The organism is Oceanobacillus sp. CF4.6 (assembly GCF_051262635.1).
Classification (GTDB): domain Bacteria; phylum Bacillota; class Bacilli; order Bacillales; family Amphibacillaceae; genus Oceanobacillus.
This window is the reverse complement of record NZ_JBIMEX010000020.1, coordinates 20,980-33,636: the sequence shown is the minus strand read 5'-3', so window position 1 is coordinate 33,636 and position 12,657 is coordinate 20,980. Positions and strand designations below refer to the sequence as shown.

The window sequence follows — 12,657 nt, the reverse complement described above, 5'->3', positions numbered from 1 at the left end:
AATTGTATAGGGATGTCCTTGAAAAGATTTACTATTAAGTGGTTCGCTATAAACTGAATTTATAGAATAAGCATTAACGTAATGATATATGTGAGTTTTTGAAGAAATGTACTTTAACTAAATGGTGCATTAATGGAATAAGCCAATCTAAAAAAGTCGAATCCTTAGCAATACGGGAATTCGACTTTTTTTAGATTAAATTCACTTAGTGTACAAAATAAATGTTGATGGTAATACCCAACATGCAAAATATCGATTAAAACAGGTGCAAGATAGCGTCTAAAGTAACAGCCGGAGCATGCAAACTTGTTAAAAGAAATGTGGAGCCAAAAAGAATGGAAAGAAAAGCCGATGCTTGACGAGCAACTAATCAACGAAATCAATTTAAAGCTACAGTTTGCCCTTAAGGATGATTTGACGATTGAGGTTGAATATTTCCAAAATCATGATTATCACAAAGTGAAAGGTAAGCTTCTTGGTGTGGATCCTTTGCTTAATTACGTGAGGTTAGAGGAAAAAGAAATACCTTTAAACAGTATAACTGGAGCATGGATAGATTAAGCAGGAATATAGGGCTCCTGCTATTGTTATTTTTAAATTTATTTAATCCTCATATTCCTGTTATCTAAGCTATATAATTTATAAATTTGTAGTTTAGTGTTTAATAAAATAAAATACACATTTCATTTAGGTGAAAAGGGGTGTCTTTATGGGGGAAGTTAAGATAGATTATACTGGATGGGAATTTTATGACCAACTAATTAAACAGTACGGAGAACAAAATGAAGATTATTTTATATATTTCTATGGTTATAAATCTGTTTACGTTGATGAAATTAAAGGCCTGTCATATGAAGGTGTTTTAAGTCAAAAAAAATTAGATCGGTTATATCAATCAATTAAAAAGAATGGTTATTTATATGAAAGATATCAAGATTTACACTTAATCTACTTACCTAATAAAACATACACGGTAGCCACTGGTGGCAACCATAGACCATATTTAGCCAAATTTTTAAAAATAAAGAAGGTAATAGGTCTGGTTGAAATATTAATACCGAAAAACCTACTTGCTGACGAGCAGATTCTTGAATGTGAAAAAATACTAGATGAAGAGGGAATTGATGTTCATACACGAAATCCTTACTTCTACAAACTGTGTGAAGAATATGATTTGCTTCCACCAAAAATGAAAATAAGAATTAGCTAAAAGGAAGGATAAGGTATGAGTAATGCTGAGATGCTCATAGAATTCTTTCCTTTTGTGATATTTTACTTGGTGGAGGACTCATTTGGATCCACGATTAATATTCGTTTTCCTTATAATGTTCAACCATTAATGGATATAACTACCAGACCTATGACTAAAGCGAAATTTGAAGCTAGGATTAATAATAAAGTTGTTCCTTTAAAAAAAGAACCCTCACCGTATAAAACATTCCAGATTATCCCCCACTCCAATGTTAAAAACGATGTTCATTACTGCAATCTATACAATAGGTGTATTATCAGCATTATATGCAGCATTATTAGCACCTGAAAGAGCGTTGACGGCAACAATGGCATCAGGGTTAATTAATGGTATAGCAACCATATTGTTAGTTATTTTTATTGACCCAAAGGTATCTTGCTGACGACGTTGTTAATGGAAGAGGTAGTTATCATTCATTAAAAAGTATTTCAATAATGATGGTTATATCGAGATTATTCGGGACCATACTTGCACAATTATTGTTTATACCAGGAGCTCAATATATTGCTTGGTTTACTACGTTTATTGTTTAATAGTTATTCCACTAACTGGTGCGATAGCACAATAAGAGCAGTCGCCTTTTATTGTGCTATTTGTCAGAATAATTGAGCAAGATATGGAAAGAATACACCCTAAAAAGGGTTTGAGAAAATGAAAAAGATAATTCTTGTTGTCTTACTTTTGTTAATTTCTATTTGTACTTTTGAGAAAGTGTCTGCTCATTCATTGCAATCAACTGAAGATAGATCAGAAGCCGTTGAATACCGAGAGTTATCAATTAGACAAGCAATTAAATTAGCATATTCATCTGCATTGAAGTGGAATAAAAATGCTCAGTTATTAAGTGCAATAAATATTGACTTAGATAAGAAGTCTAGGAAGACAATTGGTGATAATGGTAAAAGAAAACATTGGAATATTTCATTTGGAGTGCCAGATACAAATAAGTTTTTTTTAGTAACCATCCATAATGGAAAAATTGATAAAATAAATGATTTGACCAATGAAGATGATTCTCCTTACGCTAAAAAAGAGTTTATACAAATTAAAGATATTAAATATGATTCACCAGATTTGCTTAAAAAAGCATTGAAAATAAGAAATATTTATCCAGGTAAGGATTGGGCTAAAGGTTATAATTTTATGCTTATAAAAAATACAAAGAAAAATATTAACCTAATATTAGTGATAGGTTGGAATAGTGAACAGACAAAAATGAAAGAAGTGGGATTTAATGCAGAAACAGGAGAATATATCCCACCGCAGAATTGAACCTGTTTTTCTATTCTTCTTTCTTCAACAAACTGGTACTTTAAAACTACCAATTTCATTTTCTTTTGCTAAATGATTAACTATTTTTTCTTCTTAATAAAATAGCTCCTACTAATACCAATATTACGATTGCGATTACGTGGAATGGTATAACAAATACATAAAATAAGAAGTCCTGCGATGACAAGATTAGCAATAGCAACTCAATAGGTATAAATAATAATAAAAAATAAATTCTTTTCTTATGTGGACCCCATTCTTTAATTGCCCCATAAGCTGCGGAAGTCAACATGATAATAGTAGCCACAATAAGCATTAATGCAATCATTATAAATTGTAACCAGAATGTATCGAGAGACTTTCCTAAGCCGTTAAGTATAGTCTCTTGAGCATTCGGATAAATAAAAATAAATAAATTAATTAACAATATTGTTATTACAAGTAATAGAATAAAGTTCAATAGAATTGCGAAAAATCGAGAAAGGAAAACTTGTGAAATGTTTGTTGAAGGTTTAATCCAAACCTCCTTTGATTTAGAAATTGGTAAAAGAATGAAAACAAAAGCATTAGATATTGGAACTAACCACATAAGAAAAAGTATAAGAATAGGAAACATATCCCATGAATGAATTAGAATAAGTGAACTAAGGAAAAATCCCAAAAAAGGTATTAAAGAGTTAACCGTAATCATTTTAAATATTTTTCTCAATTCAATTTTAAATAAAGTAGCAAATGCCATAATTATCTCCTTATATATTTTTATATTGGATTTACCAATTTTGACCTATAAACCTTGGTCCATGTTACTATGCATCCTTTTTTTTGTATAGTGATAAATGTCCAAATTAAACTAAACCAGCTAATAAAAGCATCTCTTTAATTGAACTATATGATGCGATCCTCAAAGAAGGAAAATTAATCTTTTTGTTGAATTTAAATTAAAGAGGGGTAGCACTATATAACAGGAGGTGACCTTTAAATGCCGACCTGTCAAAGTTGCGGGAAAAAATGGACGTGGGGGCAAACAATCAGAACTATATTCAGATTAAAATGTACGTATTGCGGAAAAAGACAATATGAGTCAGCATCATCCAGAAAAAAATCTGGCTTATTTGCGCTTATTCCACTACTGATATTGCCGCTTAACGTCTGGTTGGATTTATCGATAGGCACTGCATTGATTTTTATTGTCATTTTATCCACGATAATAATTGCATTAATACCGTTTAATTTAGAGTTATCAAATGAAGAAGAACCTTATATTTAATTATGTTGTTCCAATACTCTCTTTTATCTATCTTCAACTATATGGTGGAATTCATAAAGAAGGACAAGCACACTTTTTATTAGATATTTGTGTTTACATTTACTTCTTCATTAGAGCGTTTATTTCCTTTATACATAAAATAAAGAGCAATTAACATAAATAGCAAAGCAACCCAGCGCTTCGGATCAAGAGGGATCACCAAACTATTGAACCAACCAAAATGATCAATGACTAATCCCGTAATAAATTGTCCGCTAATAACGATAATACTTGTCGCAATTACACCGATTCTGGGAACTGCCATCACGTTAAAAAGTACATATAATACACCAAAAAAAACAGCGCTTAACTGCCACTTAGGGACTTCAAAGATTGCGAATATATTCCCCTGCCCAAAGAAGAGAATAACGATTGCTAGAATACTCGCTCCTGTGATAAAGGATACAAATGCAGTTTCAATTGTTCCTATTCTACGACCAAGTGCACCATTTACTGCTGATTGGGTGCTTAAAGTGATACCACCAAAAACAGTGAATAACATGATAAATATCCCCATGTTTCTCCTCCTAGTTAATTAAAATAAGGGCGATGAGCATGGAAATAATAGCAAGTACTTTTTCCTTGTTTATCCTGGCTTTCCTACTTCTGAGCCAACCAAAATGCTCGATAACCATACTCATGATTAATTGACCAATAATTACAGCAACCATCGTGATACCAACACCCAAAAATGGAATACTAATTACAATCGTTGTTAAATAAACAACCCCCAAAGCACCTCCTAGGAGTGACCATTTTGGTACTTCAGCTACCTGTGATAGCTTGCCTTTACCAAAAAATAACCATAATATTCCTAGCAGGATTACCCCAACAAAGAAATTATAAAAACTGGTTTCAAGTTGTCCTATTGTTTTACCAAGTTCACCGTATATCGCACCTTGAAAACTAAGTGCTATCCCTCCAAGTAAAGCAAGTAGATATGCCATGTAACGCATAATTTATTTTCTCCTAACATTATATAAAATAAAAATCCGTTCTAAACCACGTTTCAAATGGACGAATAGTTTTCTCATCTCTACCTAAACATTATGCCAAAAAATATTATTCATCCCAACACTGAATCAGCTGAAACCGTATATACAACCTTCTCTAGTAATGGATTTGGTCGGAATCGGCGCCCTTCTTTTGCTTCTGTTTTTCCATTCAATAGGACAAGATCCCCCGTGAATCCGATATTGAGGCGCAATAGGCTTCGTCCTACTCCATAGATGTCGACAGGTGCACCTGCTTTTTCAAATTCAGTAATCCGATCTTCCGTAAATCCACCTGTAACCACAATCTCAACATGACCAAAACCTTCTTTATCAAGTGCTTCTCTTAATGCAAATAGCAATTCTGGATTAACTCCACGCGGATCAAACGTTCCCATCAAATGATGGTTTCTCAGGAAATACTTATCTACGAGCATGCGTGAAGTGTCAAGGCGAACAGACTTAAGCTTATCACCGAATTCTCTTGCTACTTTCAACGAGTCCGCAATGACATCATTATTATAATCAACAAGTGCTGCCAATTCATCTTCAGGATACATCTCATGATAGGCTTTTGTAGCTGCAACGATGTCTCCATGAAACATTTGAATCAGCGCGTGGGGCATTGTCCCCATTCCTTCTTTCCCCCACCACTCATTCATTGCATGAGTAGCCTGTGCAGTGGAGCCACCGATAAATGCAGCATAGCCGTCTCCAGCCTGGGTTGTATAATGATCATCACGATCTCCCATGAAAATAACCGGTTTTTGCTCCCCGGAGGTTCGTGCAGCTTTTACCACGTTGTATACATTTGTGGCAACGGATGTTCTTCGTGCCAGAATACCATCCATGATACCTTCCAAATAGCCGAAATCCTGATAAGCTCCTGAAACCGTCAGTACGGTCTCGAAAGGACTAACTTTATCTCCATCTTTCAATGATTTAATTTCGAGTTTTTCTGGATTATCCGCAAATGTATGCAGCAAAGCGATGACTTCATCCGTTCCACATAATACTGCATTCTCTCGTTGGAAAAATTGGATGGTAACATAATTATCGGGCATTTTCTTTTCGGCAATCTCTTTCGTTTTCAAGAAATATACTGCTGAGAACCAACCTTCTTTGATTCGTTCATCAAATTTAAATGTTTTATTCGTAAGGCGTTTTATTTTACCTGTTAATTTCTGTTCGATTTCCTTCATTTTGTTTTCTCCTTATCGATTAACCACGGTCTTTTGACTATAGTGGAGCTAGTAAAAATATATCCTTAATTTGTTTATTACTAATTAGAGATATTACCCAAAAAAATAATCAAACTCTTATGATATATATTAATTAGATGAAATAATAATTTAAACCCCATCACTTTTTTCTTTCAAAAAATTACTGTATCAAAATAAACTTTTGATACAGTATCATTCAACCATGTAACTTTTAGCAAATAGTCCCATTTTTTTTAATTGGTTAACCATAATTTCCTTTTCTTCCATTTCTAAAACACTCATCAATTCAGTCATTATGGCTTGATGTTTTGGAAAAACCTCATCCATTAATTCTTTTCCCTCATCTGTAATTGCAGCAAAGGTGATTCGACGATCCGTTGGACAAGCAACTCGTTTGACATACTTTTTCTTCTCCAATTTGTCAACCACATAGGTGATACTACTGGAAGCAATCAAAACTTTTTCACCGATTTTCTGTATTGGCTGATCCCCTTTATGATATAAGAGCTCCAGAACCCCAAACTCTGTCAGATTCATACCATAACCTTTGATACTGTCAGATAACTTTTTATCAATAGACTCGATAGCTCGGGATAAAACAACGAATAATTTTAAAGATAAGTCACTATCGGTACATTTATAAGTTTTTCCCATTTCATTCATTCATTCCTTCCTACTAATATTCATCTGAAAGAGATAACAATCAGCTGATGATTAAGCAGTTTGCTTTTAAATAATCATCTAACCAAAACACGGATTCAAAATGTAATATATAAATTTAAATCAGTTTTCAGATCTTTTATATTAATGATTTATTAGTATTAATTCATATGTTTATAATTAATATATATTTAATTAATTATATTATTGCATGGAATTTATTCGGAGTCAACTATTATTTTCATATATTCAGGACCACTCACCCTTCTCTAAAATGGATAAATAGAGGAATATATTGTTTGTTTAGACGGTTAATTTTGAAGATTCTTTGTTTACCATTAATCAAAAGTATAATATTTCAGTTGACATGATTCGCAGTGTAAATGGATTATTTAGTCCAAATATTGTTCCCGGTCAGGCATTAGTGATCAATACAACTATATATACAGTTCAACCCGGGGGACCGTTTCTATACAATTTTCCCATCTCCCTGTAAATTAGAAAAGAGTTATTAAGGACAGACATTATAGCAAGTTAAATAATATTGAATTAAAAATAGTTGACGAAATTTATTAAATGATTTATATTGAATTCAAGAGTTATTAATTAATTATTATTTAAAATATATTAATATAATATTAAATACGGCTGATTTTAAAGATAATTACTTGGATTCAAAAACTAATAAAGAGAGCAATGCAAGTTGATGCTCTCGAGTTAAAGGAGAAGAATAGTTCCTCATGAAATTTAGAGAGACATAAAATGCCTTTAATTCAATATATTTTTATTGCATTTTAATCAGTTGAGGTGTAAAGTGATAGTAACGAAAGGAAATGAGTCAATTGAGAAAAAATACACTTGGTTCACTAATCTGGTTACGTATTGCTCGTTTTACACATCAAAGTAATTTACTATCGAATGAATTCTTAAAACAGTTCGGTATTACGGCTGCGCAGTTTGATGTATTAAATCAGGTTTCGACTTATCAGCCGATTACGCAAAGTCAGCTGGCTGAAAAAGTAACGGTGTCGGAGGGTGGAATTTCACGCATGCTCTCTCGTCTTGAACAAGAGGGTTATATACATCGTAAGCAAGACTGGAAAACCAAATGGATTACCCTTACTTCCAAAGGGGAAGATAAAATGCAGGAGGTTTTTGAACACCAACTTACTTTCCAAACGTCTGTTGTCAATGGGTGCCTGACAGAGGAAGAGCAGAAAACACTATATATGCTAATGACTAGGTTACAAAAACATACTGAAGATAAATTAGAAAATTAAATGCCCCTTTTACTTGTGGTAAATTCGATGTTATTATTTTTTTATTATCACTTGACTAGTAAATTGAGGAAGGAGGAATGATATATGTTTACAATACCAGGACATCACCACATCTCGATGATTACGAAAAATGCAAGTCAAAATAATCACTTTTACCGACATGTGCTTGGTTTACGTCGTGTGAAAATGACGGTGAACCAAGATGACCCGTCGATGTATCACTTATTTTATGGAGATAAAACAGGTAGCCCAGGTACAGAATTATCATTTTTTGAAATTCCAGCAGTAGGCAACACATATTGCGGTACCAATGCGATAACGAGAATCGGATTACTTGTTCCGTCAGAGGCAAGCCTATTATTCTGGAAAGCACGTTTTGAGGGATATGGTGTACAACACGGGGAGATTACAACTTATGCTAAACATCTAGCTTTAAAATTTGAAGATCCAGAAGGTTTACAGATGGTATTGCTTGTTTCTAACGGTGTAAAAGTAGGGCATTGGGAAACATGGGGAAAATCCGAGGTTCCTCTCGAACACCAAATTCAAGGAATGGGTTCTGTGGAAATGACGGTACGAAGAATTGATAAACTTGCGAGCACCCTTACAGACATGTTTGGCTATATAGAGATAAGTCGAACGGATCATGAAGCTATTTTTCAGTCTATCAAAGGAGAGGTTTTTGGTGAAATCGTTGTAAGGTATTTAGACGGTCCAATAGAAAGACCAGGCCGAGGAAGTATTCATCATTTAGCTATACGTGTTCGAAATGAAAGTGAGTTACTCTATTGGGAAGAACAAGTGAAGCAACGTGGATTTCATTCATCGGGAATTGTCGACCGTTTCTACTTTAAAAGTTTATACTTCCGTGAATCGAACGGTATTCTTTTTGAAATTGCCACCGAGGGACCAGGTTTTACGATTGATGGAGAGGTGGAACGTTTAGGCGAAAAGCTGGATTTACCACCATTTTTAGAAGAACGTCGTAAAGAAATTGAAGAAAATCTAAACCCTATTGAAGAGTATTGATAAACAAACGAACCGTATCAGATTAATCTAACCAATCTTGCTATTAAATTTGAAATTTCTAGGAGGAAAATAAAATGAACCAACTAAAAGGAATGCACCACGTAACAGCTATTACAAGTAGTGCAGAAAAGAACTATGAATTTTTCACCTATGTATTAGGTATGCGCTTAGTTAAAAAAACAGTCAATCAAGATGATATTCAAACGTATCATTTATTCTTTGCCGATGATAAAGGTAGTGCGGGTACAGACATGACGTTCTTTGACTTTCCAGGTATCCCGAAAGGTACACACGGCACAAATGAAATTTATAAAACAGCCTTCCGTGTACCGACAGATGACGCATTGAAGTATTGGGTAAAACGTTTTGATAAATATGATGTGAAGCATGAAGGCATTACCGATTTATTTGGTAAAAAAGTATTATCTTTCGTCGACTTTGACGATCAGCAATACATGCTTATTTCCGATGAATTCAATGAAGGGATAGCTTCAGGAACCCCTTGGCAAAAAGGCCCTGTGCCACTTGAATTTGCGATTACAGGTCTTGGTCCAATACATGTACGTATTGCGCAGTTTGATTATTTTAAAGAAGTATTAGAAAAAGTGATGCTGTTCCGTGAAATTGCAAAAAAGGCTTCCCTTCACTTATTTGAAGTAGGGGAAGGTGGTAACGGTGCACAAGTAATCGTAGAGCATAATACCGTTTTACCACAAGGACAACAAGGATATGGTACCGTGCATCATGCAGCGTTCCGAGTTGAAGATACAACTGTATTAAAGGAATGGATTGACCGCATGGATAATTTTGGTTTACCTACATCAGGCTATGTTGACCGTTTCTTCTTTGAATCCTTATATTCCCGTGTTGCACCTGGTATTTTATTTGAATTTGCTACAGATGGTCCAGGATTTATGGGAGATGAGCCTTATGATACGCTTGGGGAAAAATTATCTTTACCTCCATTCTTAGAGCCTAAACGTTCAGAAATAGAAAAGATGGTTCGTCCAATTGATACAGTAAGAAGTACAAAGGAATTTATTAAAGAATAAAAGTGAAAATAATCAACCAAGCAGCTATTTACGAAGAAAAGTAGAAAACTTACGCTAAACAACTTGATTGTGATGCAATTTACTTTAAACTTTAGTCGAAGATGATATTTTAATAAATTATCATTTGCTTGGGTAACATAATTTCAAGTAATACACATGAAGCATAATAATTGAAATTAAAATTTTTTAGTATTAAAATATAATTAAATCATATATATTTAATTCAATATATATGATTTAATTATAAAAATCTGGAGGTAATTATGAAAATTCAAGCAGCAGTAGCACATAATGTAGATGAAGATTTAAAAATTGAAGAAGTGGAATTAACTGAACCTGGTTCTGACGAAGTTTTAATTAAAATAGTAGCTACAGGTGTTTGTCATACCGATGCAGAATCAATTAAAGGAAGAGGGGCTCCATTTCCATCTGTACTAGGTCATGAAGGAGCTGGAGTCGTAGAAAAAGTTGGTTCTAGCGTTACCAATGTACAACCTGGAGATCACGTTGTTCTTTCCTATGCTTATTGTGGTGAATGTTCACAATGTCTGTCTGGTCATCAGAATTTATGTGAAAGAACGGTTGAACTTAACTTTGGCGGTAAATCAAAAGATGGTTCTAACCATATTCATCAACATGATCACTCACTTTCTACTTTCTTTGGTCAATCGTCATTTGCAACTTATTCAGTTGCAAACAAAAACAATGTGGTAAAAGTAGATAAAGATGTTGATTTAGCACTATTAGGTCCATTAGGATGTGGGGTCCAAACAGGTAGTGGTACTGTAATGAATAGTTTACGTCCTGAACCGGGTACTTCTATTGCTATTTATGGTGGAGGTGCAGTTGGTTTAAGTGCAGTAATGGCAGCTAAAATTATGGGCTTAAAACATATTATTGTAGTCGATCTCCATCAAAACCGGTTAGATCTTGCAATGGAACTTGGTGCAACTCATGTATTAAATGGTAAAGAAGTGGATGTTGTAGAAGAAATCAAGAAAATTACAGATGGCGGAGTTCATTATGCAGTTGAAACAACTGGTGCAACTCCAGTCATTATCCAATCTGTTCATGCATTACGCGTTTCGGGTACAGTTGCTATCGTAGGTATGGGTGGAGATGTTACATTAAACTTTACGAATGATTTATTGATGGAAGGTAAAAAAGTTATGGGTACAGTTCAAGGAGACTCCGTTCCTCAATTACACATTCCAAAACTAATTCAGTATTATAAGGAAGGCAAATTTCCATTTGACAAATTAGTAAAATTTTACGACTTTAAAGATATCAACAAGGCTTTTGAAGAATCAAAAACTGGTGTAACACTTAAACCAATCGTAAGAATTGCTGAATGATAAGGTAAAAGTAGAAGAGGAAAACTAAAAATGAGATAGGATTATTTTATATGACAGTAATTCAAAGCACAAAACTACTATATTACTATTTGAGGTAAGAGACAGTTTTATCATAAGAAAGGGGCAATTAACAATGCAAAAGAAAGTGTTTATTTCACCGAAAAAATATATTCAAGGTGCAGGGGTTCTTAATCAAATCGGGGAAGAAGTTGCGAAAATCGGGAAAGCACCACTCGTTTTATCTGATAGTATCGTTTGGGGAATTACGGGAAGTACAGTAGAAGAAAGCTTTGAAGCATCAAGTACATCTTATTTTTATGAAGAGTTTACTGGTGAATCATCGACTACAGAAATGGATCGTCTTACTAAAGTAGGAAAAGACAAAAATGCTGACGTAGTAATCGGGCTAGGTGGCGGAAAAACAATCGATACTGCAAAAGCAGTTGGGGATGCACTAGGTATTCCAGTTGTTGTTGCACCAACAACTGCATCTACGGATGCACCAACAAGTTCACTTTCAGTAGTTTATTCAGATGATGGTGTGTTTGAGGGTTACAAATTCTATAATAAGAATCCAGATTTGGTTTTAATTGATTCAAAAGTAGTTGTAGGTGCACCAATCTTTCTTCTAGCTTCAGGTATGGGAGATGCAATGGCAACACTTGTTGAGGCAAGAGCTTCACAAAAACGAAATTCAGATACAATGGCTGGTGGGAAAGCAACCCTTGCTGCACAAGCTATTGCTGAAAAAGCAGAAGAAGTTTTATTCGATCAAGGAATTGCAGCATATAGAGCAGCTAAACAAGGATTAGTTACTCCACAAGTTGAAGCAATTATTGAAGCAAATACACTATTGTCTGGATTAGGATTTGAAAATGGTGGAGTAGCTGCAGCTCATGCGGTTCATAATGGATTTACTGCATTAGAAGGTGAAGTTCATCGTCTAACTCATGGTCAAAAGGTAGCGTATGGTGTCTTAACTCAATTAGTACTTGAAGGATACTCAGAAACTGAAATTTTACGTTATGCTAATTTCTTCAAGGAAATTGAATTACCAACAACACTGAAAGATCTCCATTTAGAAGATGCTACTTATGAAGACTTACTTAAAATTGGTGAATTAGCAACTGTAGTAGGCGAAACATCGCATAACATGAATCCAGAACTTACGCCAGAACAAATTGCAGATGCAATTTTAGCAGTAAACGAAATTACAACTGCTAACTTATAATCCAT

At 34.1% G+C, this 12,657-nt stretch carries 13 protein-coding genes and 2 pseudogenes; 10 read left to right on the top strand and 5 right to left on the bottom strand.

Annotated features, from left to right (window positions below; translation table 11 throughout):
- Positions 1-303 precede the first annotated feature (303 nt).
- The 4 genes and pseudogenes from ACHABU_RS20300 to ACHABU_RS20285 all read left to right on the top strand — a co-directional run.
- Positions 304-561 (top strand): annotated as a pseudogene (locus ACHABU_RS20300) (YolD-like family protein); the annotation flags it as partial.
- 148 nt (positions 562-709) lie between these two features.
- Entirely contained in the window at positions 710-1,210 is a 501-nt protein-coding gene (locus ACHABU_RS20295) for a hypothetical protein (protein WP_435766777.1), read from the top strand.
- 226 nt (positions 1,211-1,436) lie between these two features.
- Positions 1,437-1,785: pseudogene (locus tag ACHABU_RS20290) on the top strand (lipid II flippase family protein); the annotation flags it as partial.
- Positions 1,786-1,903: 118 nt separating this feature from the next.
- Positions 1,904-2,524: a hypothetical protein gene (locus tag ACHABU_RS20285; RefSeq protein ID WP_435766776.1), complete on the top strand. Its 621-nt coding sequence runs from the start codon at positions 1,904-1,906 to the stop codon at positions 2,522-2,524.
- 76 nt (positions 2,525-2,600) lie between these two features.
- Here ACHABU_RS20285 and ACHABU_RS20280 read toward each other — a convergent pair whose 3' ends face one another.
- Positions 2,601-3,263 carry a hypothetical protein gene (locus tag ACHABU_RS20280; protein ID WP_435766775.1) on the bottom strand — a complete coding sequence of 221 codons (663 nt, stop codon included), beginning with the start codon at positions 3,261-3,263 and terminating at the stop codon, positions 2,601-2,603.
- Between the two features lie 240 nt (positions 3,264-3,503).
- Between ACHABU_RS20280 and ACHABU_RS20275 the strand changes: the two genes are divergently transcribed.
- On the top strand, positions 3,504-3,791 hold the full coding sequence (locus ACHABU_RS20275) for a TIGR04104 family putative zinc finger protein (protein WP_435766774.1): 288 nt from the start codon (positions 3,504-3,506) through the stop codon (positions 3,789-3,791).
- A 79-nt stretch (positions 3,792-3,870) separates the two neighbouring features.
- Here ACHABU_RS20275 and ACHABU_RS20270 read toward each other — a convergent pair whose 3' ends face one another.
- From ACHABU_RS20270 to ACHABU_RS20255, 4 genes are all read right to left on the bottom strand, one after another.
- On the bottom strand, positions 3,871-4,347 hold the full coding sequence (locus ACHABU_RS20270; RefSeq protein ID WP_435766773.1) for a DMT family transporter: 477 nt from the start codon (positions 4,345-4,347) through the stop codon (positions 3,871-3,873).
- Between the two features lie 10 nt (positions 4,348-4,357).
- Positions 4,358-4,786, bottom strand: coding sequence for a DMT family transporter (locus ACHABU_RS20265; protein ID WP_435766772.1), 429 nt, complete (start codon positions 4,784-4,786; stop codon positions 4,358-4,360).
- 110 nt (positions 4,787-4,896) lie between these two features.
- A complete protein-coding gene (locus tag ACHABU_RS20260; RefSeq protein ID WP_435766771.1) occupies positions 4,897-6,024 on the bottom strand; it encodes a nicotinate phosphoribosyltransferase in 1,128 nt (375 codons plus the stop codon).
- Between the two features lie 213 nt (positions 6,025-6,237).
- Positions 6,238-6,699: a MarR family winged helix-turn-helix transcriptional regulator gene (locus tag ACHABU_RS20255; protein WP_435766778.1), complete on the bottom strand. Its 462-nt coding sequence runs from the start codon at positions 6,697-6,699 to the stop codon at positions 6,238-6,240.
- A gap of 848 nt (positions 6,700-7,547) precedes the next feature.
- Here ACHABU_RS20255 and ACHABU_RS20250 point away from each other — a divergent pair.
- The 5 genes from ACHABU_RS20250 (at position 7,548) to ACHABU_RS20230 (ending at position 12,652) form a co-directional block, all read left to right on the top strand.
- Positions 7,548-7,985 carry a MarR family winged helix-turn-helix transcriptional regulator gene (locus ACHABU_RS20250; protein WP_435766770.1) on the top strand — a complete coding sequence of 146 codons (438 nt, stop codon included), beginning with the start codon at positions 7,548-7,550 and terminating at the stop codon, positions 7,983-7,985.
- A gap of 84 nt (positions 7,986-8,069) precedes the next feature.
- Positions 8,070-9,014, top strand: coding sequence for a ring-cleaving dioxygenase (locus ACHABU_RS20245; protein ID WP_435766769.1), 945 nt, complete (start codon positions 8,070-8,072; stop codon positions 9,012-9,014).
- Between the two features lie 74 nt (positions 9,015-9,088).
- Positions 9,089-10,066: a ring-cleaving dioxygenase gene (locus ACHABU_RS20240; protein ID WP_435766768.1), complete on the top strand. Its 978-nt coding sequence runs from the start codon at positions 9,089-9,091 to the stop codon at positions 10,064-10,066.
- A gap of 263 nt (positions 10,067-10,329) precedes the next feature.
- Complete coding sequence (locus tag ACHABU_RS20235; RefSeq protein WP_435766767.1) at positions 10,330-11,421, top strand: NAD(P)-dependent alcohol dehydrogenase; 1,092 nt, start codon at positions 10,330-10,332, stop codon at positions 11,419-11,421.
- Positions 11,422-11,554: 133 nt separating this feature from the next.
- On the top strand, positions 11,555-12,652 hold the full coding sequence (locus ACHABU_RS20230; RefSeq protein WP_435766766.1) for a glycerol dehydrogenase: 1,098 nt from the start codon (positions 11,555-11,557) through the stop codon (positions 12,650-12,652).
- Positions 12,653-12,657: the final 5 nt, after the last annotated feature.

Bases quoted from the DNA above. Each gene is read 5' to 3' on its own strand.
- ACHABU_RS20270 (WP_435766773.1), bottom strand. From the start codon at position 4,347: ATGGGGATATTTATCATGTTATTCACTGTTTTTGGTGGTATCACTTTA.
- ACHABU_RS20295 (WP_435766777.1), top strand. From the start codon at position 710: ATGGGGGAAGTTAAGATAGATTATACTGGATGGGAATTTTATGACCAA.
- ACHABU_RS20230 (WP_435766766.1), top strand. From the start codon at position 11,555: ATGCAAAAGAAAGTGTTTATTTCACCGAAAAAATATATTCAAGGTGCA.
- ACHABU_RS20255 (WP_435766778.1), bottom strand. From the start codon at position 6,699: ATGGGAAAAACTTATAAATGTACCGATAGTGACTTATCTTTAAAATTA.
- ACHABU_RS20275 (WP_435766774.1), top strand. From the start codon at position 3,504: ATGCCGACCTGTCAAAGTTGCGGGAAAAAATGGACGTGGGGGCAAACA.
- ACHABU_RS20260 (WP_435766771.1), bottom strand. From the start codon at position 6,024: ATGAAGGAAATCGAACAGAAATTAACAGGTAAAATAAAACGCCTTACG.
- ACHABU_RS20265 (WP_435766772.1), bottom strand. From the start codon at position 4,786: ATGCGTTACATGGCATATCTACTTGCTTTACTTGGAGGGATAGCACTT.
- ACHABU_RS20280 (WP_435766775.1), bottom strand. From the start codon at position 3,263: ATGGCATTTGCTACTTTATTTAAAATTGAATTGAGAAAAATATTTAAA.
- ACHABU_RS20240 (WP_435766768.1), top strand. From the start codon at position 9,089: ATGAACCAACTAAAAGGAATGCACCACGTAACAGCTATTACAAGTAGT.
- ACHABU_RS20285 (WP_435766776.1), top strand. From the start codon at position 1,904: ATGAAAAAGATAATTCTTGTTGTCTTACTTTTGTTAATTTCTATTTGT.
- ACHABU_RS20235 (WP_435766767.1), top strand. From the start codon at position 10,330: ATGAAAATTCAAGCAGCAGTAGCACATAATGTAGATGAAGATTTAAAA.
- ACHABU_RS20245 (WP_435766769.1), top strand. From the start codon at position 8,070: ATGTTTACAATACCAGGACATCACCACATCTCGATGATTACGAAAAAT.